Source organism: Streptomyces sp. NBC_00273, from assembly GCF_036178145.1.
Lineage (GTDB): Bacteria > Actinomycetota > Actinomycetes > Streptomycetales > Streptomycetaceae > Streptomyces.
Genome location: NZ_CP108067.1, coordinates 5,771,080 through 5,794,055, shown reverse-complemented (window position 1 = coordinate 5,794,055; position 22,976 = coordinate 5,771,080). Strand labels below are relative to the sequence as shown.

General features: G+C 72.0%; 20 protein-coding genes. 7 read left to right on the top strand and 13 right to left on the bottom strand.

Features of this window, described 5'->3' with window-relative positions:
* Nucleotides 1-99 precede the first annotated feature (99 nt).
* Nucleotides 100-1,077 carry a sigma-70 family RNA polymerase sigma factor gene (locus OG386_RS25620; RefSeq protein WP_266595516.1) on the bottom strand — a complete coding sequence of 326 codons (978 nt, stop codon included), beginning with the start codon at nucleotides 1,075-1,077 and terminating at the stop codon, nucleotides 100-102.
* Between the two features lie 204 nt (nucleotides 1,078-1,281).
* Here OG386_RS25620 and OG386_RS25615 point away from each other — a divergent pair, with 204 nt between their 5' ends.
* Both OG386_RS25615 and OG386_RS25610 read left to right on the top strand, forming a co-directional pair.
* Entirely contained in the window at nucleotides 1,282-1,812 is a 531-nt protein-coding gene (locus tag OG386_RS25615; protein WP_328790067.1) for a GNAT family N-acetyltransferase, read from the top strand.
* A gap of 103 nt (nucleotides 1,813-1,915) precedes the next feature.
* A complete protein-coding gene (locus OG386_RS25610) occupies nucleotides 1,916-2,560 on the top strand; it encodes a Uma2 family endonuclease (protein WP_328790066.1) in 645 nt (214 codons plus the stop codon).
* Here the strand turns inward: OG386_RS25610 and OG386_RS25605 are convergent.
* The 3 genes from OG386_RS25605 to OG386_RS25595 all read right to left on the bottom strand — a co-directional run bounded on the left by OG386_RS25605 (nucleotide 2,557) and on the right by OG386_RS25595 (nucleotide 5,741).
* Entirely contained in the window at nucleotides 2,557-3,318 is a 762-nt protein-coding gene (locus OG386_RS25605) for a dioxygenase family protein (RefSeq protein ID WP_328793352.1), read from the bottom strand. The two genes, OG386_RS25610 and OG386_RS25605, sit on opposite strands and share 4 nt — an antisense overlap.
* A gap of 117 nt (nucleotides 3,319-3,435) precedes the next feature.
* On the bottom strand, nucleotides 3,436-4,968 hold the full coding sequence (locus OG386_RS25600; protein ID WP_328790065.1) for an MFS transporter: 1,533 nt from the start codon (nucleotides 4,966-4,968) through the stop codon (nucleotides 3,436-3,438).
* 62 nt (nucleotides 4,969-5,030) lie between these two features.
* Entirely contained in the window at nucleotides 5,031-5,741 is a 711-nt protein-coding gene (locus tag OG386_RS25595) for a TetR/AcrR family transcriptional regulator (protein WP_328790064.1), read from the bottom strand.
* 269 nt (nucleotides 5,742-6,010) lie between these two features.
* Between OG386_RS25595 and OG386_RS25590 the strand changes: the two genes are divergently transcribed.
* A complete protein-coding gene (locus OG386_RS25590) occupies nucleotides 6,011-7,288 on the top strand; it encodes a M6 family metalloprotease domain-containing protein (protein WP_328790063.1) in 1,278 nt (425 codons plus the stop codon).
* 114 nt (nucleotides 7,289-7,402) lie between these two features.
* Here the strand turns inward: OG386_RS25590 and OG386_RS25585 are convergent, their stop codons facing one another.
* Both OG386_RS25585 and OG386_RS25580 read right to left on the bottom strand, forming a co-directional pair.
* Complete coding sequence (locus OG386_RS25585; RefSeq protein WP_328790062.1) at nucleotides 7,403-8,152, bottom strand: thioesterase II family protein; 750 nt, start codon at nucleotides 8,150-8,152, stop codon at nucleotides 7,403-7,405.
* Between the two features lie 23 nt (nucleotides 8,153-8,175).
* On the bottom strand, nucleotides 8,176-9,114 hold the full coding sequence (locus OG386_RS25580) for a beta-ketoacyl-ACP synthase III (RefSeq protein WP_328790061.1): 939 nt from the start codon (nucleotides 9,112-9,114) through the stop codon (nucleotides 8,176-8,178).
* Nucleotides 9,115-9,429: 315 nt separating this feature from the next.
* Here OG386_RS25580 and cseB point away from each other — a divergent pair, with 315 nt between their 5' ends.
* The 4 genes from cseB (at nucleotide 9,430) to OG386_RS25560 (ending at nucleotide 15,026) form a co-directional block, all read left to right on the top strand.
* Nucleotides 9,430-10,155, top strand: a complete 726-nt coding sequence (cseB, locus tag OG386_RS25575) for a two-component system response regulator CseB (protein WP_328790060.1) — start codon at nucleotides 9,430-9,432, stop codon at nucleotides 10,153-10,155.
* A gap of 41 nt (nucleotides 10,156-10,196) precedes the next feature.
* Complete coding sequence (locus OG386_RS25570) at nucleotides 10,197-11,546, top strand: sensor histidine kinase (protein ID WP_328790059.1); 1,350 nt, start codon at nucleotides 10,197-10,199, stop codon at nucleotides 11,544-11,546.
* A 62-nt stretch (nucleotides 11,547-11,608) separates the two neighbouring features.
* Nucleotides 11,609-12,382 carry an ABC transporter ATP-binding protein gene (locus OG386_RS25565; RefSeq protein ID WP_328790058.1) on the top strand — a complete coding sequence of 258 codons (774 nt, stop codon included), beginning with the start codon at nucleotides 11,609-11,611 and terminating at the stop codon, nucleotides 12,380-12,382.
* A 58-nt stretch (nucleotides 12,383-12,440) separates the two neighbouring features.
* Complete coding sequence (locus OG386_RS25560; protein WP_328790057.1) at nucleotides 12,441-15,026, top strand: ABC transporter permease; 2,586 nt, start codon at nucleotides 12,441-12,443, stop codon at nucleotides 15,024-15,026.
* Between the two features lie 4 nt (nucleotides 15,027-15,030).
* Here the strand turns inward: OG386_RS25560 and OG386_RS25555 are convergent, their stop codons facing one another.
* The 7 genes from OG386_RS25555 to OG386_RS25525 form a co-directional block, all read right to left on the bottom strand.
* The gene (locus OG386_RS25555) at nucleotides 15,031-15,909 is read right to left on the bottom strand and encodes a hypothetical protein (RefSeq protein ID WP_328790056.1); all 879 of its coding nucleotides are present in this window, start codon (nucleotides 15,907-15,909) and stop codon (nucleotides 15,031-15,033) included.
* Between the two features lie 18 nt (nucleotides 15,910-15,927).
* Nucleotides 15,928-19,431: a HelD family protein gene (locus OG386_RS25550; RefSeq protein ID WP_328790055.1), complete on the bottom strand. Its 3,504-nt coding sequence runs from the start codon at nucleotides 19,429-19,431 to the stop codon at nucleotides 15,928-15,930.
* Nucleotides 19,432-19,549: 118 nt separating this feature from the next.
* Complete coding sequence (locus tag OG386_RS25545) at nucleotides 19,550-20,278, bottom strand: 4'-phosphopantetheinyl transferase family protein (RefSeq protein WP_328790054.1); 729 nt, start codon at nucleotides 20,276-20,278, stop codon at nucleotides 19,550-19,552.
* 70 nt (nucleotides 20,279-20,348) lie between these two features.
* On the bottom strand, nucleotides 20,349-21,224 hold the full coding sequence (locus tag OG386_RS25540) for a hypothetical protein (protein ID WP_328790053.1): 876 nt from the start codon (nucleotides 21,222-21,224) through the stop codon (nucleotides 20,349-20,351).
* Between the two features lie 36 nt (nucleotides 21,225-21,260).
* Nucleotides 21,261-21,581 (bottom strand): hypothetical protein, encoded by a 321-nt coding sequence (locus tag OG386_RS25535; RefSeq protein ID WP_328790052.1) that lies wholly within the window; start codon nucleotides 21,579-21,581, stop codon nucleotides 21,261-21,263.
* A gap of 108 nt (nucleotides 21,582-21,689) precedes the next feature.
* Nucleotides 21,690-22,229, bottom strand: a complete 540-nt coding sequence (locus OG386_RS25530) for a hypothetical protein (RefSeq protein WP_328790051.1) — start codon at nucleotides 22,227-22,229, stop codon at nucleotides 21,690-21,692.
* Between the two features lie 91 nt (nucleotides 22,230-22,320).
* Nucleotides 22,321-22,791 (bottom strand): hypothetical protein, encoded by a 471-nt coding sequence (locus OG386_RS25525; RefSeq protein ID WP_328790050.1) that lies wholly within the window; start codon nucleotides 22,789-22,791, stop codon nucleotides 22,321-22,323.
* Nucleotides 22,792-22,976 lie beyond the last annotated feature (185 nt).

The window sequence follows — 22,976 nt, the reverse complement described above, 5'->3', positions numbered from 1 at the left end:
AGACGCCGGAGGGGCTGGGTTGTGCGGGGCAGGAGAGAGCCCCGGCGCCTGGGGGGGATAGGCACCGGGGCTCGTCTGGGGGGCTTGGCGGCGGCCGCTCTAGGCCACGGCGTCGAAGCCGGTGTCACGCGCCATCCGCTTCAGCTCCAGCAGCGCGTGCTTCTCGATCTGGCGGATCCGCTCACGGGTCAGGCCGTGCTGCTTGCCGACCTCCGTCAGCGTCCGCTCGCGGCCGTCGTCGATGCCGTACCGCATCTTGATGATCGACGCCGTGCGCTTGTCGAGCTTGCCCAGCAGGTCCTCCAGCTCCTCGCTGCGCAGCAGGGAGAGCACGGACTGCTCGGGCGAGATCGCCGAGGTGTCCTCCAGGAGGTCACCGAACTGGGTGTCGCCGTCGTCGTCGACCGCCATGTTGAGGCTGACCGGGTCGCGCGCCCAGTCCAGTACGTCGCCCACGCGCTTCTCCGTGGAGTCCAGCTCGGCGGCGATCTCGGCGTGCTCCGGGTCGCGGCCGTTCTCCCGGTTGAATTCCCGCTGGATGCGGCGGATCCGGCCGAGCTCCTCGACGAGGTGGACGGGGAGGCGGATGGTGCGGGACTGGTCCGCGATGGACCGGGTGATCGCCTGCCGGATCCACCACGTGGCGTACGTGGAGAACTTGAAGCCCTTGGCGTAGTCGAACTTTTCGACCGCACGGACCAGGCCCGCGTTGCCCTCCTGGATCAGGTCGAGGAGGGGCAGGCCGCTGCGCGGATAGCGCCGGGCCACGGCCACGACGAGGCGCAGGTTCGAGCGGATGAAGACTTCCTTGGCCCGCTCGCCCTCGGCGGCCAGCGCCTCCAGCTCCTCGCGGGCCGGGGCGTCCCCGTCACGTTCTATCGTGCTGTCGAGGATCTGCTGGGCGTAGACGCCCGCCTCGATGATCTGGGAGAGCTCCACTTCTTTGGCGGCGTCGAGCAGCGGGGTGCGCGCGATCTCGTCCAGATACATGCCGACCAGGTCACGGTCTGCGATCTCCCCGCCCACAGCGCGGGCGCTGCTCGTGGACTGACGACGGGCGACGGCGCGGGTTGCCATGCGTGCTCCCTTGCGAAGTGTTCGGTCGCGGTGCGGCTGGTGGACGCCGCCGGGACGGCTGTCAACCGCTCCGGTGCGTCACGGACACTCTCCCGAGTGCCCGCTTCCGAAGGAAACAACGACTGGAATCGGGACAGAATTCCCACGCTGCTCCCTGTTTTTCGAGATCTTGCAGTATCCTGCCCCGCTACGGGAGGGGAGCGGATGTCGCAAGATCTCGAAGAGGTGCAGGTCAGGCCCGGAACGGAGGCCGATCTGGCGCCCCTCACGGACCTCTACAACCACTACGTCCGTGAGACCGCCGTCACGTTCGACACGGCCGTCTTCACTCCGGAACAGCGCCGCCCTTGGCTGCACTCCCACCCTGAAGACGGGCCCCACCGCCTTCTGGTTGCTTGGACAGGCGATCGAATGGCCGGATACGCCACGAGTAGTGCATTCCGCCCCAAACCGGCCTACGCCACCTCGGTGGAGGCGAGCGCCTACCTCGCCCCGCACGCGGTCGGCCGGGGCATCGGCACCCTCCTCTACGAGGCGCTCTTCGCGGCCCTGGCCGAGGAGCCCGTGCGCCGCGTGTTCGCCGGGATCGCCCTGCCGAACGAAGCCTCGGTGCGCTTGCACGAGCGCTTCGGCTTCCGCCGGATCGGAGAGTTCACGGAGGCGGGCTGGAAGTTCGACCGGTACTGGGACGTCCGCTGGTACGAGAAGCGACTGGGCCACCACCCGTCCGAGTGAGCGGCCGGCATATCCCTGCGGCATGCGCCCCCGCGTCCCTAGCGTCGGAGAGTCGCTTGTGCAGCCCTGCCAGCGACGCCCACACTCTGAGGAGGTGCTGCACATGACCGCTCTCGCCCACGAGGCGCTGGAGGCCGTAATGCCGAAGGTCGCGACTTCCCCGTCGGAGCTGGACGAGGTCCTGTGGCAGGCGTGGAAGGCCATGGAACTCCCCGAGGGCTACCGCGCCGAGATCATCGAGGAGTTCATCGAGGTGTCTCCCACGGGGCACTACTCACACGGCCGGATCGTGAACCGGCTGCGCCATGCCCTCGGCCTGTTCCTGGACGACAGCGACTTCACCGCCTACCAGGACATGAACGTCATCCACCGACGCAAGGTATGGATCCCGGACGTGTTCATCTCCCTGAAGGACGCCGAAGAACACGTCACCGAGGACGGCCTCGGGATCGACGCAGGCGGGGTGGAACTGATCGCCGAGGTGGTGTCACCCGGCAAGGACAGCCTCGACCGGGACCGCGACCGCAAACGGCGCGCGTACGCCAGGGCCGGGATCCCCGTGTACCTGATCATCGACGACTACGACGGCCAGGGCAGCGTCAGAGTGCTGTCGGAGCCCGCGCCCGACCGCGCACGGTACGAATCCGAAGTGCGGATGCCGTACGGCTCGACAGTGACCGTTCCCGAAGGACCGGCCAAGGGGTTCGTGATCACCGAAGCGATCACCGGCACGTTGCGCAGGTCCTAGCCGAACTGGAGGGAGCGCTTCGAGAGGCCCATCCAGAAGCCGTCCACCGGGGTGCGCGCCGAGGCCAGGTCGGATTCGGCCGCGCCGAGGGTGACGAAGAGCGGGGCGAAGTGCTCCGTGCGGGGGTGGGCGAGGCGGCCCGCCGGGGACTTGTGCTCGAAGTCCAGCAGGGCGTCCACGTCGGACGCGGCCAGGGCCTCGGCGCCCCACGCGTCGAACTCCGCCGACCAGCCGGGGACGCCCGGGCCCGTGTGGCGCAGCGCCGCCAGGTTGTGGGTGAAGAAGCCGCTGCCCACGATCAGCACGCCCTCGTCGCGCAGCGGGGCGAGCTTGCGGCCGATGTCCATCAGGCCGGCCGGGTCCAGCGTGGGCAGGGAGATCTGGAGGACCGGGATGTCGGCCTCCGGGTACATCTCCACCAGGGGGACGTACGCGCCGTGGTCCAGGCCGCGGTCGGGGATGTCCTGGACGGGGGTACCGGGGGCGCGCAGCAGCTTGCGGACCGAGGCGGCCAGCTCCGGGGCGCCGGGTGCGTCGTAGCGGACCCGGTAGTAGTGCTCCGGGAAGCCCCAGAAGTCGTACACGAGCGGGACGCGCTCGGTGGCGCCGAGGGCGAGCGGGGCCTCCTCCCAGTGGGCGGAGACCATCAGGATCGCGCGGGGGCGCGGCAGACCGGCGGACCAGGCGGCGAGCTCGCCCGGCCAAACCGGGTCGTCGGCCAGCGGGGGTGCGCCGTGGCTCAGGTACAGGGCCGGTATGCGGGTCACGGGGGCGCTCCTCAGTGGTTGAAACGCGTACGGAAACAGACTAACCCCGTCTCGTTCAAATTTGAACGAGACGGGTCGTCAGTCATTCCGGGAGGCCCTCGGCCCTGATCAGTGGGCGATCACCGGCACCTTGAGCTCGGCGTCCTCGCCGGAATCGGAGGCCACCGGGCCGCCTACGCCCGGACGGCCGGTGTTGATCAGCGTCAGCGCGATGACCGAGCTGGCGACCAGGATGCCGACCGCCCACCAGATGGCGGAGGAGTAGCCCTCGACCATGGCCTGCGCCTGGATCAGCTGTCCCGCCGGGCCGCCCGCTGCGGCCTCGGCCGCGTGGTCGGTCAGGTAGGCGGTGGTCGCCGAGGCGGCGATGGTGTTCAGCAGCGCGGTGCCGATGGCGCCGCCGACCTGCTGCGAGGTGTTGACCATGGCGGAGGCGACACCGGCGTCGGCCGGGTTCACCCCGTGCGTGGCCAGGGACATCGCCGGCATGAACGCCGTACCCATGCCGAGGCCGAGCAGCAGCTGCGCCGGCAGGATGAGCGCCGGGTACGAGGACCCGACCTCCAGCTGGGTCAGCAGCAGCATGCCGAGGCCGGCGACCAGGAAGCCGGGGCCCATCAGCAGGCGCGGCGGGACGCGGGTCATCAGGCGGGCGCCGATCTGGGTGGAGCCCGTGATCATGCCCGCGATCATCGGCAGGAAGGCGAAGCCGGTCTTGACGGGCGAGAAGCCCTTCACGACCTGCAGGTAGTAGGTGAGGAAGAGGAACAGGCCGAACATCGAGATGACGGCGAGGCCGAGCGAGAGGTAGACACCGCCGCGGTTGCGCTCCAGCAGGACGCGCAGCGGCAGCAGCGGGGACTTCACCTTGGACTCGACGAGGACGAAGGCGGACAGCAGCAGCGCCGAGGCGACGAACATGGCGACCGTGACGGCGTTCGACCAGCCGGCGGACTCGGCGCGGGTGAAGCCGTACACGAGGGCGACGAGACCGGTGGTGGACAGGATCACGCCCGGGATGTCGAGCGGCGCGCGGTTGCGGGAACCGGCGGGCTCGCGGATGACCATCCAGGCACCCAAGGCCGCGACGATCGCGAAGGGGATGTTGACGAAGAAGGTCCAGCGCCAGTTGAGGTACTCGGTCAGGAAGCCGCCGAGGATCAGGCCGACGGCGCCGCCGCCGCCCGCGATGGCTCCGTAGATGCCGAAGGCCTTGGCGCGCTCCTTGGCGTCGGTGAACATGACGGCGAGCAGCGACAGGGCCGCCGGTGCGAGCAGCGCGCCGAAGGCACCCTGGAGGGCGCGGGCGCCGAGCATCATGGCCTCGCCGTTGGCGGCGCCGCCGAGCGCGGAGGCCAGGGCGAAGCCGATGAGGCCGACGACGAAGGCGTTCTTACGGCCCCACTTGTCGGCGATGCGACCGCCGAAGAGCAGCAGTCCGCCGAAGGCCAGCGCGTACGCGGTGATGACCCACTGGCGGTTGCCGTCCGAGATGCCGAGGTCGGTCTGGGCGGAGGGGAGGGCGATGTTCACGATGGTCGCGTCGAGGACGACCATCAGCTGGGCCAGGGCTATGAAGACGAGTGCCTTCCAGCGACTGGGATCGGCAGCCGGCGCGAGGCTCGCGGCTGTTTTTGACATGAGGGTACCCACTTCACTGTGCGGAATGACTGAAAAAGACTAGTTCTATAGCTTTGTGCGCGTCACATGGTTTTCTGCCGCAGGTCGTCCAAAGTCGTTGCCGAGCCCGGGAGTTCGGAGCGGGCCGGGGCCCGCAACCCGTCGAGGAAGAGCTGGAGGTGGCGGTGGGCGAAGCGGTCGGTGTCGAGGCACGCGACGCCCGGGAGGGGGCGGCTGAGCTGGGACAGCGCGACCATCAAGTCGCCGACGCCGATGTCCGTGCGGACCAGTCCGGCGTCCTGGCCCGCGGCCAGCAGGGTGACCACGGCCTCCCCCAACGCGGCGCGCGCCGCCAGGAGTTCGGGGTGTTCACCGTCGAAGCCGTCGGCGAGCATCGGGCACAGGGCGCCGATCCGCTCGTCCGCGGCGGCGTGCGTGAAGCGGCACAGGGCGGCGAAGGCGTCGGGCTCCTCGGCGAGGGAGGCCTCGGCCGAGGCCGTCACCCGGCCCATCGTGAAGAGGACGACGTGGTGGACGAGGGTGGGGCGGTCGGGGAAATGCCGGTAGAGCGTGGCATTGCCGATGCCGGCCCGGCGGGCCACCTCGTCGAAGGGGGCCGTGGAGCCGGATTCGACGAAGAGCTCGCGGGCCGCCGTCAGGATCCGCTCGCGGTTGCGGACGGCGTCGGCGCGCGGCCGCGGGGCGCCGGCCGCGGACACCTGCGCCTGCGCCTGCTCCCGCGCCGGGTCCGGGGTGGGCCGGGCCGCCGGGGCGGTACTGGTGGAGCTCTTCATTCCGAGGCCTTTCTGGCGCGGACTCGCGTGCTCGTGGTGCGGACTGCAGGGCCGCCCCGCCCAAACGGGGAGCAGCTCCCCGCTTAGCGGGACTCCCGTACAAACGGGGAACGGGTCCCCGGTTATTTCACTCCTCCGTGTGACCTGGCTCACGGGCGTGTCCACGTTCGGCCTCTCCCGACGCGCGGGCGCGCCGCGCCCGGCGGAGGGTGATCGAACAGAGCGCAGACCGGGCAGGGCCGGCTGCCGCGGACCCGAAGGCGATCTCCATGTCGCAGACCCGCCACCGGATACGCAGACCACGCCGCACCAGCGCGTACATCGGCCTGACCGCGCTGGCCCTCGGCGTCACGGCGACGGCCAGCACGGGCATATCCAGCCGTGGCAACTCGGCGGCCGGAGCGGTGGCCACGACCGTCGAATCGGCTCTCGCGCCCTGCCGGATCGCGGGCACCATGGGTGTGCAGATGTCCGAGGGCATGCCGACTCCGCCCGGCTACTCGCGCTCGACCGGCGAGATCAGGGCCCTGAACCTGATGATCGACTTCCCTGATGCCAAGGGCGAGGGCACGGCGGCGGACCGGATGGCGGAGTTCTTCCCCCAGACGGCCGAATGGTTCCGCACGAGTTCCTACGGCCGGCTGGTCTACCGGGCCGAGGCGCCGATAAAGGGCTGGTTGCGGATGCCGATGCCCTTCGCGGCGTACGGGATCGAGCGCGGGTCCGCGTACGAGCCGGGCTACCGGCAGCTCGTCGAGCACATAGCGAAGGCCGCCGACCCCGAGGTGGACTTCGCCCGGTACGACCTGATCAACGTCCTGGTCACGCCGAACGCCGGGCCGTCCGCCCTGGACACCGTCCTGTCGGTGACCTTCTCGGGCAACGGCGAGGCTCCGGTCGCCGACGGGGTGCCGCTGGCCAACACGTCCTTCGTCTACAGCCGGCAGGACGACGGCTCCGGCACCTACCAGGAGACCGGCTACCGGGTGCTCCCGCACGAGAACGGGCACGTCTTCGGGCTGCCCGACCTGTACACCTCGGACGGCGGGAACACGGTCGGGCACTGGGACATCATGAGCGAGGACTGGGGTGCCAACAACGACCTGATGGGCTGGCACAAGTGGAAACTGGGCTGGCTGGACAGCAAGCAGATCAGCTGCGCGGCCAAATCGGGCACCAGCGACCACACCCTGTCCCCGCTGGGGATACGGGGCGGCACCAAGCTGGCCTTCGTCCCGCTGTCGGAGAGCTCCGGGTACGCGGTGGAGGTGCGGACGCTGGCCGGGAACGACGAGGCCGTCTGCAAGCCGGGCGTCCTCATCTACAAGGTGGACTCCGACGTGGACACCGGGCACGGCCCGATCACCGTGTCGGACAGTGCCAGCACGAGCGGCGGCTGCACCCGGCGGCCCAACGTGCACGCGGAACTCTCGGACGCGCCGTTCCGGCCGGGCGAGACCTTCACCGACGAGAAGGCGGGCATCAGCGTGTCCGTGGTGGGTGAACTGCGCAACGGCAGCTACCAGGTCCGCATCATCCGGCCGTGACCTCGCGCGGGCCGGGGCCGGGGCCGGGGCCGGACCCGCCCCGGGGCGGAGTCACGCGCCACGTGACTCCGGCCCTCCGGCCCTCCGACCCCTCCGGCCCTTCGGCGCGCCGCGTCAGCCTTCTGCGAGTGCCCGGCGCAGCACGTCCACGACCGTGGGGCGGTGCTCGTCGGCCAGCAGGAAGAAGTGGGCGCCGTCGAACCGGAGCACCTGGCACGCTCCGGTCGTGTGGGCGGCCCAGTCGTCCAGCGGCTCGTGCGGGATCAGCGGGTCCGCCGTGCCGCCCAGCACGTGCAGGGGCACGTCGAGCCGTACGTCTTCGAACCCCGACGCGGCCTCCCGACTGAGTTCGATGTCCGCCCGCAGCACGCGCGTCACGTGCGCCAGCATGTCCGGATCGTGCAGCACCCACTCCGGGGTGCCGCCGCCGTCCCGCAGCAGCCGGACGGCGTCCTCCTCGGTGGCGGCGGCGTGGGCCCGGCGCGGGGTCCGGCCGGGGACCTGCCCGCTGACGACGGCCGCCCGGCAGTGCGGGCCGAGCAGGCGCGCGGCGCGGGCGGCCAGGAGCGCGCCGAGGCTGTGCCCGAAGACCACCGTGGGCAACGGGTCACGGCCGAGCACCTCGTCGGAGACGGAGTCCAGGACCTGGTCGAGCCGGCAGCCGGGCGGCTCGCCGAACCGGCGCTCCCGCCCGGGCAGCGAGAGCCCGAGCACTTCCACGTGGTCCGGCAGCGGCTCGACCAAGGGGAACAGGGTGTTGGGGCCGGCCCCGGAATGCGGGAACACCAGCAGCCGCGCCCGGGGCGCGGTCACCGCCTCCCGCAGCCGCAACAGCGGCCACCACGTCACGCGCGAGGACGTCATCGTCGTCGATCCCTCCGGGCCGGTCACGGGCAGTTGATGATCTGGCCGGCGTAGGACAGGCCCCCGCCGAACGCGAAGAGCAGCACGGGCGATCCCTTCTCGACCTCACCCCGCTCGATGAGCTTGGACAGCGCCAACGGGATGCTCGCGGCCGAGGTGTTGCCCGACTCGACGACGTCCTTGGCGATGACGGCGTTGACCGCACCGATCTTGCGCGCCAGGGGCTCGATGATCCGCAGGTTGGCCTGGTGCAGGACGACGCCGCCCAACTCCTCGGGCTTCACGCCCGCCCGCTCGCAGACCTGGAGGGCGACCTCCGGGAGCGCCGTGGTGGCCCAGCGGTAGACCGACTGCCCCTCCTGGGCGAAGGTGTTGGACGGCGCCTCGATGCGCACGGCCCGGCCCATCTCGGGTACGGACCCCCACACGACGGGACCGATCTCCGGCTCCTCGGAGGCCACGACGACGGCCGCACCCGCGCCGTCGCCGACGAGCACGCAGGTGGTGCGGTCGGTCCAGTCGACGAAGTCGGTGAGCTTCTCCACGCCTATGACCAGTGCCTTCGTGGCGGAACCCGTCCGTATGCTCTGGTCGGCCAGCGCCATGGCGTGCGGGAATCCGGAGCAGGCCGTGTTCACGTCGATGGCCGCGGGAGCCTGCGCGCCGACCGCGGCGGCCACCCGCGCCGCCGTGTTGGGCGAGCGGTCGAGCGCCGTGCAGGTGGCCACGATGACGAAGTCGATGTCGGCACCGGAGAGTCCGGCGTTGGCCAGGGCGTGCTCGGCGGCCTTCGTGGCCATGTCCGCAACGGACTCGTCCTCGGCCGCCACGCGGCGCGTCCTGATCCCGACGCGGCTCTGGATCCACTCGTCGTCGGTGTCGACCATTTGCTCGAGATCGGCATTGGTCAAGACCCTTGGCGGCTGATAGTGCCCGAAGGACAGGACGCGCGACCCGACCATCAGTGTTCTCCTCGCTCCGTGGACCCCGCTGCGGATCCTGATTGACCGATGGTCAGACTATGTAGCGGCCCGGCCGGGGCGCCCCCTCGTACAGGCCGTTTTCCGCCAGCGCCACCCGTAGATCAAGCCGATTCCGGCCTTTTGTATCCACCGTGTATCGGTGAGCGCTCGACCACCGATCGGATCGAGCGCCCGGCCCCGACGGCGGTCGCCGCGTCCGGTGCCTCCCGTATCGTTCCTTCCGGGTCGTCGGCGGCGTGTGGCTTCGCGCCGGAGCGGCGTTTCGCCCGGCCCGTACGAACAGGAGTCCCGCCCGTGCCCTCACCCGCCCCGGTGCCGGAATCTCCGCCTCCGGTCCGCGTGCTGCTGGTCGAGGACGACGAGCTGATGCGCCGGTCCTTCACCGTCGCCCTCGAACGCTACGGCTACCGGGTCACGGCCGCGGCCGACGGACTGACCGGGCTGGAGTCCTTCCGCGACGACGACGGCTTCGACCTGCTGATCCTGGACGTGATGCTGCCCGGCCTCGACGGCATCGGACTGTGCCGCCGGGTCCGCGAGACCAGCCTGGTGCCCGTGCTGATGATGTCCGCCCGCGGCGACGGCCTCGATGTCGTCGCCGGGCTGGAGGCCGGGGCCGACGACTACGTGGTCAAGCCCGTGGACACGTACGTCCTCGTGGCGCGCATCCGCTCGCTGCTGCGGAGGGCGGCCTACGCGCCCGCCCCGGGCGGCGAGCCCGCCACCGGCCAGGAGGACGTACTGACCTTCGGCGACCTGACCGTCGACACCGGCGGGATGGAGGTGTTCCGCTCCGGAACACCCGTGGCGCTCACCCCCACCGAGCTGAAGCTGCTGCTGGAGTTCGCCGCCCACCCGGGCATCGTGCTGGACCGGCACACCCTGCTGCGCAACGTCTGGGAGTACGGCTGGGACGGCGACAGCCGCGTCGTGGACCTGGCCGTGCAGCGGCTGCGCAAGAAACTGGGCCGGGAGCGGATCGAGACGGTCCGCGGCTTCGGCTACAAGCTCAGGCGCTGAGGCCGGTGCACCCCCTGCGCCGGCCGTGGTGGCCGGCCCGCGTGCCCCTGCGCTGGAAGATCGCCGCGCTGGCGGCGGCCACGGCGTGCCTGGTCGCCCTGGCGGTGGGCGTCCTCGTCCACGTGTGGACCGCGATGGACGTCCGCAGCCGGGCCGAGATGGAAGCCACCAACACCGTGTACTCCGCCATGGACGTCTACCGGCGCACCGGAACGCTGGCGGGTGGTGCGGAGCTCGATCCAGCCGACCTGCCCACCGCCCTGCGCCACCCGGCCGACGGCGACCGGCGGGTGGCCTACGACGGGCGCGTCGAGGGGAACCTCGGGCCCAGCGTCTGGGGCGCCCAGCGGATCGGCGGCCCGGGCAGCCCGGTGCTCGCCGTGCGGATCAACATGAGCCCCCAACTCCACGACCTGCGGCGCCTCGACGCGAGCATGGCGGTGGCCTCCCTCGTCTCGCTCGCCGCGGCACTGCCCCTGGCGGTCTACGGGGCCGGGCTGGTCGCCCGCCGACTGCGCCGGGTCGCCGAGACCGCGGCCCGGATCTCCGCCGGGGACCTCGACGCCCGCACCGGCCCCGCACTGGGCCGGGCCCGGGGCCGCGACGAGGTGACCGACATCGCCGCCACCGTCGACCTCATGGCCGACAGCCTCGGCCGACGGCTGCGCATCGAGCGGCAGTTCACGGCGGACGTGGCCCACGAACTGCGCACCCCGGTCGGCGGTCTGCTGGCCGCCACCGACCTGCTGCCGCCCGGCGAGACGGAGGACCTGCTCCGGGCCCGCGTACGGGACCTGCGCGGCCTGGTCGAGGACCTGCTGGAGATCTCCCGGCTCGACGCGGGGGCGGAGGCGCCGGTACGCGCCCGGGTCCCGCTCGCCGCGGTGGTCGCCGAGGCGGTGGCCCGTACCGGTCTCGACACGGAGGTCAGCGTCACCGAGGCACCGCAGGCGCCACAGGCGCCGCAGGCACCGAACGTGGCGTCGGTGGAGACCGCGGTGACCGTGGAGTCGGTGGAGACCGACCCGCGGCGCCTGGAGCGGATCGTCGGCAACCTCGTCATCAACGCGCACCGGCACGGACGGACCCCTGTGCAGGTCACCGTCGAGGGCCGGACCGTCGTCGTCCGCGACCACGGTCCCGGCTTCCCCGCCGACCTGCTGCTCGACGGCCCGCGCCGGTTCCGTACGGGCGCCACGGAGCGGGGCGCGGGGCACGGCCTCGGGCTGACCATCGCCCTGGGCCAGGCCCGGGTGCTCGGCGCCGAACTGCGTCTGGACAACGCTCCGGACGGCGGCGCGGTCGCCACCCTGCGACTCCCCCCGCTGACCGCCCCCGCACGACTGCCGCACAACGGCGCGGAAGCCGATACACGGCGGCCCCGGCCCTGATACGTCCCCCCGACACCCTTCGGCGTGCACCCCTTTCCCACCGCACCCGAAGTGGAGTCGCCGTGACCGCCGACCCGTTCTCCCCCCGCCCGACGCCCGGTATCGCGGCCTCCACCACCGACCTGTCGAAGGTCTACGGCAACGGCGACACCCGCGTGGTGGCCCTGGACCGGGTCAGCGTCTCCTTCCGGGAAGCCGAGTTCACCGCGATCATGGGCCCTTCCGGCTGCGGCAAATCCACCCTCATGCACTGCGCCGCGGGACTCGACTCCGTCAGCTCCGGCTCGGTCCGCATCGGCACCACCGAGCTGGGCACCCTGGGCGACCGGCACCTCACCGAGCTGCGCCGGGACCGGATCGGCTTCATCTTCCAGGCGTTCAACCTGCTCCCCACCCTGACCGCGCTGGAGAACATCACCCTGCCGCTGTCCATCGCCGGACGCCGCCCCGACCGGCAGTGGCTGGACCGCGTGGTGTCCATGGTCGGCCTCGGCCAGCGGCTGGGCCACCGGCCCGGACAGCTCTCCGGCGGGCAGCAGCAACGCGTCGCGGTGGCCCGGGCCCTGGCCACCCGGCCCGCGATCGTCTTCGGCGACGAGCCCACCGGCAACCTCGACTCCCGCGCCGGGGCCGAGGTCCTCGGCTTCCTGCGCGACTCCGTGCGCGAACTGGGCCAGACCGTGGTCATGGTGACCCACGACCCGGTGGCCGCCTCCTACGCGGACCGCGTCGTCTTCCTCGCCGACGGCCGACTGGTCGACGAGATGGTGCACCCCACCCCGGACCGGGTGCTGGACCGGATGAAGCAGTTCGACGCCCGCGCCCGCACGAGCTGACCCGCCCGCTCCCCCGCGCCCTCCCCCGTCCCGCCCCCGCCCCGGAAGCCACTCACCCATGCTGAAAACAGCCCTGCGCAACGTCCTGGCGCACAAGGCCCGACTGCTGATGACGGTGCTCGCCGTCACCCTAGGCGTCGCCTTCGTCTCCGGCGCCCTCGTCTTCGCGGACTCCTCCACCGCGGCCCACCGGGCCGCCTTGTCGAAGGACTACGCCGACATCGCGGTCACCGTGACCCCGAAGGACCCCCCGCCCGGCGCACCCGGCGCGACCGGATCCGCCGGGGACGAGCACGCCACCGTGCTCGACGACGTACTCGCCCGCGATCTGGCCGCTCTGCCCGGCGTCGCCGCCGTACGACCGTCCGCGGACGGCCTGGCCACCCTGAACGCCTCGGACGGCAATCCCCTGCGCACCGGCAGGGTCTGGGCCCACCGGGCGGCCGCCTACGTCCCCGGCGCCGACGGCAAGGACGGCCGCCACCCGCTGACCGAGGGCCGCGCCCCCCGCAACGGCGAGGAGATCGCCGTGGACAGCGGCACCGCCGCCGCCGGCCGGTTCCACCTAGGCGAGGAGATCACCCTGGCCACGGACGGCCCGGCCATGACCAAGCGGCTCGTCGGCATCGTCACCACCCGCGACACCCGGGTGACGGCCGGCGGCACCCTCGTCCTGTTCGACAGGGCCACGGCACAGCAGCTGTTCGCCTCCCCGGGCCGCTACACCTCGATCGACCTGTCGGCCGTACCCGGCACCGACACCGCCGAACTCGCCCGCCGGGTCGCCGCCCGGCTCCCCGCCGGCCGGGCCGAGGCCACCACCGGCACCGCCCAGGCCGCCCAGCAGGCCGTCCTCGTCGACACGCTCACCCGCGGCAACGAGAAACTGTCGCTGGTCTTCGCCGGGGTCGCCCTCTTCATCGGGTCGTTCCTGATCGTCAACACCTTCACCATGCTCGTCGCCCGGCGCACCCGTGAGATCGCCCTGCTGCGCGCGATCGGCGCCACGCGCCGCCAGGTCGTGCGCTCCCTCCTGTGGGAGGCCGTCCTCCTCGGCCTCGCCGCTTCGACCCTCGGTTTCCTGCTGGGCCTCGCCATCGCCTCCGTACTGCCGGAGGTCCTGAGCACCACCGGGGAGCCGCTGCCCCGCGGACCCCTGGTGATCGGCCCGCTGCCCGTGGCGGCCGCGCTCGCCGTCGGGGTGGGCGTCACCGTGCTCGCCGCATGGCTGCCGTCCCGCAAGGCGGCGCGGATCGCACCGATCGAGGCCCTGCGCGCGGCCGAACAGCCGCCCACCGCCACCGCGTCCCGGGTCCGCGGCGCGGCCGGCACCCTCCTGCTCGCCCTCGGCGCCGGACTGCTGCTGTCGCTCGCCGGGGCGAAGGACGCCTCCGAGGAGAACCTGCGGAGCGCGATGTTCGGCTGCGCCCTCCTCGTGATCGCCGTGATCGTGCTGGCGCCGCTGCTCGCCGTCCCCGTGATCCGGCTGAGCGGTCGGCTGACCGGCCGCCTCGGGATCGCCGGCCACCTCGCCCACCGCAACGCGCTGCGCGACCCGCGGCGTACCGCCGCCACCGCCTCCGCCCTCATGGTCAGCACGGCCCTGGTCGCCGGGCTCGCCGTCATCGGCCACTCCACCGGGCAGGCCCTCGACCGCCGGGCCGCGGCCGGCCTCAGCGCCGACTACGTGATCAGCACCCACACCTCGTCGGCCGGCATCGACCCGGCCGCCGTGCAGCGGGTGACCACCGTTCCCGGCGTACGGACGGCGACCGCCGTCACCGACTCCACCCTCTACATCGGCGGGGGCGTCCGCGAGGTGTCCGGGGTCGACCCGGCCGCCGCACCGTCCGTCATGGAGCTGGACTTCGTCAGCGGCTCCCTGAAGGAACTCGGGCCGGGCCGCATCGCCCTCTCCAGCACCCTCGCCCGCGAGAACGGGGTGCGCGCCGGCGACCGGATCGACGCCCGGATCGGCGGCCCCGGCCAGGACCGCACCCCGTACACGGTCATCGGCGTCTACGAGGACAACCCCACCGCCCGGGACGCCCTGGGCGCCCGCACCGAGGTCCAGGACAAGAGCCTCGACCCCGGATCCGTCCAGCGCGTCCTCGTCCGCGCGGACGGCGGCGCCGCCGACGCCGCCACGAAGGACCGGCTGCGCACCGCCACGGGCAACAACCCGCTGCTGCGGGTCCAGGACCGGCAGGAGCTGGTCCAGGAGGCCGCCGGTTCCCTCAGCACCCTGCTGACCCTGACGTACGGCCTGCTCGCCGTCGGCGGCGTGATCGCCGCCCTCGGCATCATGAACACCCTGGCCATGTCGGTGTCGGACCGCACCCGCGAGATCGGCGTCCTGCGCGCCATCGGCATGGACCGCGCCGGCATCCGCCGGACGATCCGCCTCGAATCGCTGACCGTGGCCGCCTTCGGGACCCTGCTGGGCCTGGCGGCCGGCCTGTTCGGGGCCTGGACGGTCGGCGCCCTGACCAACGGTGCGCTGAAGGGCTACTCCCTGGCCCTCCCCTGGGGCACGCTGCTCCTCGTCTGCGTGACCTCCCTCGCCACGGGCGCGGTGGCGGCCGCCCTGCCGGCCCGCCGCGCAGCGGCCCTGAGCCCCCTGGAGGCCGTCGCCGAGCTGTAGGGGGTCAGGCCCGTTCCCAGGGCGCGGGATCCGGGCGGCGGTACCACCACCGGCCGGACCGGTCCCGTCCCGGGGGCCGGCCCGTCAGCTCCTCGATGAGGCTCCCCGACGGGTCCTCCTCCGTCGCCCGGACGAACCGCAGGTCCAGCCCCTCCACCGCGTCGTCGAGCAGCCGGCGCACCTCGGGCGGCAGTCGGGCGCCGATGCGGGCGAGGTCGTCGCGGGCTTCGAGGCGTTCGCGGTAGAGGTCGGCCGGATACCAGCCCGAGGGCGCCCAGCCGGATTCCATCTGCACGACGACCCGTTCCCACACGGTCAGGGCGCCCGCCAGGGACGGGTGGGGCCCGTCGTCGGGCCACAGCGGTGCCGCCGACACCTTGAAGGCCTCGGCCACCGGGGCCGGCGGCCGCTGCTCCCGGACGATCTCGGCGAACCGCTCCACGACCGCCCGGGGCAGCTGCGGGAGCGGCGCCTCCGCGCTGTCGACCGTGTACAGCGGGGGCTCGTCGTCGGACAGTTCGAGCCGGACCCGGGTGACGAGGCCCTCCGGCGTCGCCGCCCAGTAGGCGCTCGGATACGCCTCCTCGGCGGGGAACAGGACGGTCGTCCCGGCGGCCCTCGCGAACCTCGCGGCGACCTCGGACTCCGGTGGCTGATCGGCGACCTGGTCCTGGGCGTAGAGGTCCAGCGACCGGGTCAGGTCGCCGGAGACCGCTGCGTACGTGCACAGGACGGGGGCGGCCCAGTTCCGCAGTTCGGGGTCGGCGTCGGCCTCGGCCACGCCGACGTCGCCGACCGCCACGCCGAAGCACCGGGCCAGTGCGGTGGCCATGGTCTCGGGGGCGAGGGCGTCGACGGTGAGCAGGTTGTAGCCCGTGGGCACGGTCCGGTCGGCTCCTCGTCAGTTCTGCGGGCGCTGTCCCAGCGCGATGTCCGTGTCCCTGCCGCCCCATCCTTCGGGGGTTCGCCAGATGACGTGGACGCCGAAGACGTCGCGCACGGTGTCCGCGGACCAGTCCTCGGCCGGGGGTTCGGAGAGGACCAGGTAGAGGCCGTCGGCCCGCTCGGTCATGGTGTGGTTGATCTCCAGCAGGCGGGTGGCGCCCGAGCGGAGGTCCGCGTACGCCGAGCGGCCGGAGCCCAACGCCTCGTAGAGGAAGAGTCCTCGGCCGGTGACGCAGCTGACGTCGACGACGGGCGAGTCGGTCGGCTGGAGGTCGGCCCAGAGGAGGTCCGACTTCAGGGCGTAGCGGACCGACTCGTGCTTCTTGCACGTCCGGTCGGCTTCGGCCGACGCTTCCAGCGTGCGCAGGAAGCCCTCCTTCGTGGTCGAAGCCGGCGCGGTCGTGTCTTCCGCGAGGGTCATCTGCTCTACGTCCTTCTGCTCGGGCGGCGCTGGGGCGGGGGCGGCGGCTTCGGTGGTCGTCGTGTCGTCGGGGTCCGGGTGCGCGTGCGGTTCCGGGGCCGGGTCCGCGTCGGCGGCGTCGGCGGCGGCGAAGCGGTCCTGGAGCGCCCGGCGCGCCTCGGCCAGGGTGTCCGTCCAGCCCGAGGCCGTCAGGTGTTCCCGGAGCCGGTCGGTGTCCAAGGCGCGCTCCTTGAGCGCGCGGTTGGCGCTGGCGGCGAGGTCGCGCAGAACGCCCAGCCGGTCCCGGTCCGGCGAGCCGAACAGGTGGAGCACGTCGACCCAGTCGGCCTGGTCCCGGCGAAGGACGCGGTTGGCCATCCCCTGCAGCTCGGAGAGCCTGCCGCGGGCATCGGGGACCTCCCCGTCGTCGTTCTCGGTCAGCTCGCGGAACACGTCCAGTGCCGCGAGGTAGCGGCCCGCCATCCTCGGCGAGACGGGCGACCGGCCCCGCTGGTCGGAGGTGAGGACCGTCTGGTTCGTCTCGTTGGCGAACACCCAGCAGTCCAGCTCCTCGCCCCGCCGTGGGGGAACCGATCCGTGGCGGACGGTGAGGACCAGGGGACGGTCGAAGTCGGGGGTGAGGGCTTTGACCTTGTAGCGGCCGCCGGGGGCCCGGTCCACGACCTCGACCCGCACGTCGGACCCGATCCGGGGAAGCCGGGCCACGGCCACCTCCTCCGCCTCTGCCTCTACCTCCGCCGCCGCCTCCGCCTCCGCCTCCGCCTGCACCGTGACCGTGGCCTCGGGGGCCGGCGCCGCGGAGCCGTCCCCGGGGCGCGTGAGTACGTCCGGCAGCGGGGCGGTGTGCAGAACGGTCAGGCTCTGGGTGCTGCGGGTCAGGGCCACGTACAGCTGTCGCAAGCCCGCGGGACCGCGGTCGGCGATGGTGGCGGGCTCGATGACCAGGACGTGGTCGTACTCCATGCCCTTGGCCTGGGTGGCGGCCAGGACGGACACGGCGGCGCGGTGCCGGTCGCCGATGTCCCCGCCCCCGTCGACCCTGCGACTGATCGCGTCGAGCCAGTCCGAGTCGTCGGGGACGATGACGGCCACCGAGCGGAGGGTGTTGCCGTCACTGGTGCCGACGAGGCGCGTCACGTGGGCGACGGTGTCGTCGAGGAGCTTCCACGGCTCGGTCGCCACCGTCCGTACGGCGTCCTCGCCCGCCTCGCGCACGGCCTGCGGGTAGGGCAGGGTCGGTGCGATCTCCCGGGCCAGGGGGGCGACGAACTCCATGATCTCGGCGGGCACGCGATAGCTGGTGTGGAGCTCGGCCACCCGCCAGTCTCCGTGGTCGGAGAGGACCGTGCCGAGGCGGTCCCAACTCGCCGGTACATGGGGCCCCGTCGCCTGCGCGAGGTCACCCAGGACGGTCATGGAGCCGCCCACGGCGCAGCGCCGCCGCAGGGCACGGGCCTGCATGGGCGTGAGGTCCTGTGCTTCGTCGGCGACGATGTGCCCGTAGCGGCTCGGTATCTCCCCGCTGATGAGGACCCGGAGCTCTTCGAGGCAGACGTGGTCGTCGAGGGTCCAGGGATCGGCGTCGGCGCTGGCGGCTCGGGGCCGGAGCAGGGCCGCCTGTTCGCCCTCGTCGAGGATCCCGTCGGCGCATGCGTGCAGGAGGTCGGACGAGTCGTAGAGGGTGCGCAGGGCCTCCCTGGCGCCCGGGGACGGCCAGACGCGCTCGATGAGGCGCTCGACCCGGCGGTTGCGCTCCAGGTCGCGGCGGATCGTACCGGCCTGCCCGCGTCGTGGTGCGATGTCGGAGAGCTCCTGGAGGAGGCGGTCGACGAGCAGGCCGCGGAAGCGGTCGCGGCGCTCCCGGTAGGGGCTGTCGCCCTCGTGCGCCTGGTCGAGGAGGGCGAGGACCTCGGACCGCGGTACGCGCAGGGTCGTACTGCCGGCGGGGACGACGATCGCGGGCTCGTCGCCTTCGAAGGAAGGTGCGACGACGAGGTCGTCGAGCGCTTCGGGGCGGTAGTCGTTCTCCACGCGGCGGCGCAGGACGGCCGCCATGCGCTCGTCGGACTTCACGAGCCGCGCCCGCGGGGAGTCCGCGCCGAGTATCTCGCCGTCCCACAGGCGGCTGAGCTGGACGGCGTTGACGTCCCGGGTGCCGAGGGTGGGCAGTACCTGGCCGACGTAGTCGAGGAACCGCTGGTGGGGGCCGATCACCAGGATGTCCTGGGCCTTGAAGTGGTCGTTGTTGACGAGCCAGGTCACGCGGTGCAGACCGACCGCGGACTTGCCGGTGCCCGGGCCGCCCTGCACGACGAGTATGTCGGAGGGAGAACCGGTGACCAGCTCCATCTGGTCGCGCCGGATCGTCTCGACGATGTCGCGCATGCGGCCGCTGCGCGACCGCTGGAGCTCGCGCAGCAGGAAGTCGTCCGGTTGGAGCGTCCTTCGGCGCTGCCGGCGGACGACGTCGCCGGGGGTCGGGGACGGCTGCGCCTGCGGATCGGTCGCGGGTGCGGGTGCGGGGGTGGGATCGGTCGCGGGTACGGGAGCGGTCGCGGGAGCGGTCGCCGGAGCCGGTACCGGTGCCTGAGCGGCGGCCGGCGCGGCGATGTCGTCGAAGTAGCCCTCCACGATCCGCTGGACGCAGCGCAGTTGGCGCCGCAGCGTCACCTCACCGGGGCTCTCGGGCCGGGCGTCCAGCCACTTCCTCGCCAGGGGGCTGGTCCACTGCAGGACCACCGGCTCGTTCGAGGCGTCCCACACGACCCGCCGTCCGACGTACCAGGGGCGGGGTTCCGTGCCGGGCTCCTCCAGCGCGTCGACCCGGGCGAACACCAGGGCCTCGTCGCCGAGTCCTCCGTACGAGGCGGCGCGCGCCTCCGCCTCGATCCGGTTGGCGATCCCGTCCTTGCCGCTCGCCGAGGCCGTGGCGGCCGACGTTCCGCTCATCTCGGCGAGTCGCGCGGTGTAGCAGTCGTACGCGTGGTCGACGGCGCGCTGCTCGGCGGCGAGGTTCTCGCCCCGAGTGGTGGTGCTCATGTACGTCCTCCCTGCGGCGTCGAAGGGACACCGCTACGGGCCTGCGCCCGTACCCCGCTGAAACAACTACCAGAGAGGGGGTGGTGACGGACACTCAGTACATGAGTTCTACCGAGCCTCAGCGCCAATGCGCCGAGGGGGCCCGCAGCGCGAGCGCGGCGGCGTAGCCCACGGGGGCCGGCAGGTCGGTGAGGGACCAGTCCGGGCGGACGGAATCGGCGTCCGGGCCCGTCCCCAGATAGCTCCGGTGGCCTTCGTGTCCCAGTCCCGCGCCGGTGCCCTTGAGGTGAGCCTCCTTGCGCGCCCACAGGCGGGCGAACGCAGCGGGGCGACCGGCCTCGGGGAGCGCGGTGAGTTCGGCGCTCTCGTCGGGGTGGAAGAACTCCTCGCTCTGCGCCACCACGCGCGCTGCCGGCAGGGCCTCCACGTCCACCCCGACCGATGTGGACGCGCAGGCCACGAAGACCGCATCGCGGCTGTGCGACAGGGAGAAGTGGGCGCGGCCGCCCACGAGGACCGGCCGCCCGTCCGGGCCGCCGCACTCGGGGCAGGCGTCGCGGGCCATCAGCAGATCGCGCGGCTCGGTGTCGAGGAGGGCGCCGAGCAGCAGCCTCAGCGTCACGTGCGCGACCAGATAGGAGCCGCGGTCCTGGGGGCGTACGAACCGGTCGGCGCGTCGGCGCTCGGCCGCGTCGAGCACGTCGGGGGCGAGGCGCTCCGCGAACGGGGCCTGCGTCGCGGCGTCCACGAACCGCACCAGCGCCTCGCCGTGAGCGGGCAGCCGCTGCGTCCCGACCGGCCGGTCGAGCCACAGCACGATGGAGCCGAGGCCAGCAGGTGTGATCATCCGGAAATCCTATCCAACGGCCGTTTCGGTTCCCTGCGGTTCGGGGCGCGGACGCCGAGGCGCATCGGGCTCACGCCTGTGACGGCCCGCTGTCAGCGGGCCGGGCCGGGCCGCGGCGGCGCCGGACCAGCACGTAGGCCCCCGCGGCGGCCAGTGCGGCGGCCGTGCCGCCGACCAGCCAGGGAGTCCGCCCCGTGGCCAGATGCCACGTCCCGTCCCGACAGGAGGCGCGGGTCGCGTCATCGATCGGGGCCACCCGGTAGCGGGCCCAGACCTCGTCCTTGCCCACCCAGCGGACCTCGTACAGACCCGGCTCGGCATCGCAGCGGATCGTCGCGGTCGCCCTCAGGACCGCCTTGGTCCCGCGCATGACGGGCCGGTCGGTGAAGCCCCGCGAGGTCAGGGGCTCGTCGTACCCCATCAAGGTGGCCGTCGGCGTCACCTTGGCACCGGGCTGGAACGTCCGCACGTCCCAGGGCGAATGCGGCCAGTAGTCATCATCGGGCCACTGCTCCTCCACCTCCTCCGGGGGAAGGGCCGCGACCTTCCCGGGGCAGGCCGCGCGTTCGGCCGCGTCGATGTCCACGACCTTGACGGTCACCCAGGGAGCGGGATCGGAGGGCCCGCCCTCGGGCCTGGGCATCGCCCTCCCGACCGGGTAGACGCCCGGCGGGGTGTCGCACGCGACGGTGGCCACGGCGGTGACGGCCGGATGGTGCATCCTCAGCGTCCCGTGCTGGACGAAGACCTTGGAGATCACCCAGTCCCCGATCCACCCCAGCAGGTACGGGGGTGACGTGAACGTGAGGCGCTCACCGGGACGCGCGGTCAGTTGGTCCCCGTCGGACAGCGGGGCGGGCGGATCCGCGGCTGCCGCCGCGAAGGCACTCGCCGCGGGCGTCATCATCAGCAGCAGCGCCAACACGGTGGCTCCGCCCGTCCTCATCCCCGCCGCGAGCATGCGTCCCCTTTTTCACATCGTTCAGATCCAGTTGCCCCAGCCGAACGTGGCGATGTAAGCCCGCCGGACGGCGTCCCCACCGCGGCCGCCGCCGAGGTGGATCACTGCCAGCGCAAGAACGAACCAGGCCGTGAAGGAAGCAGCAACGATCAAGGTCCATCCCAGGCCTGAGAAACTGGCAATGACGATCAATGCGATGACCGTCACCCCCAGTCCCCAGTGGGCGGCGGGAAGGTCGGCGCGCAGCGCCTCGCGCATGGAGCGGCGCGCTTCTTTGATGTCCCGGCTGTACGAAGAAGGAGCCGAACCGTCGCCGTTCTCCCGCTCAGAGCCGTACTCCATGAGTAGCCTCCCTGCAGATCACCTGGCATCACGAGCAGCCTATACCGCACCATGATCACAACCAGCGTCGACTTTCCGCCACGTTCTCCCCCGGCGGGCGGGCCGCGGTCAACTACCCATGGTTACGGTAAGGACGATGCATACGAGCATGGCAACGCTGCAGATGTCAGCCACCCATGCTCGTGTGTAGCGCCGGACAACGGGAGACTTTCCCCTCAGATCTCGCCGCTCCGCGCGTCTGGCGTTGATCTGAGCCACAGCCCGGTCCGTGGAGCCGACGAAGTGGTCGATGAGGGAGCCGGAAAATCCGAAGGCGCCGATTTCGACGGCCTGCGTCGTGGTGACGGTCAGGGTCCCTCCGTCGTCGGATTCGACCTTGGCCACATATCGGTAGGGAACGTCATGGGTGAACACCGGATTCACCACGGACACCCCCTTCTCGTCGAGCACGATGCGCGACCCGGCGATCCTCCGGATGAACGCCATCCCGCCCAGCATTGCGGCCATGACGCTGAGCGCGTCTTCGTCGGGCCCGTTCCCCGCCATGCTCAGCCAAGCCACCAGGGCGAACGCCCCGAGCAACGTGGTGAAGACCACCGACATGACGACGAAAGACTTCCGCCGCAGGACGGTCCGGCGCTCCGGCACGACTACGACCCTCCTGGGTTCTCCCTTCCCGCCAGGTCCCCCTGGCGGGACACGCCGCCTTGCCGTCACGACCGTTCCGCCACGGGCCGCATCAGAACGCAGAGAGAACCGGATTGCGGAGCATGGCACCGAGCCCGGCCACCTCCACGAGAGCAATGGCGCCAAACACCCTCATGTCAACCCTGTCCATGTGCCAAGCGGAAACGTCCTTCCGCGCTAACACTTCTCCAAATCCATCTCGAACCGAAACCTTCCCCCATGTGACGCAGAATTCTATTGCGGAATCGGCGGAGGAGAACTTTACGGACCGCTTGGAGGAGAAGAGCGACGACGCCCCGACGACTGCGACTGAACTGTCGAGCAGCGCCCCTTGCACGCCATGGGCGACCTGGCGGTTCATCGCATAGCCCGGCGGCGCGCACCCCCGCATCTCAGCAAGATCCTGCCCATCGAGCCGAACCTTCCAGTCCTCAAGGACCCCGCCCACTGCCGAGCTGATGGAGGGGACGCTCGAACGGCACCTATAGAGGGCGAGTATGCCGAGCTGGGTGCCGATTTCCATACACTCCGTCCCGTCATGGATCGGCCCGATCCAACGGAGGCGGGGAACAAGGAGCCGTTGATCAAATCGAACCTTCAACGTACATTCCCCCAGGATCGGAACGACGAACATTAGTCAAAGTCAGCGGGGTTGGGAACGCGCAGGTACTGGCTAACAGTGTCACAGTCGGCGTCGTAGCACAGGAA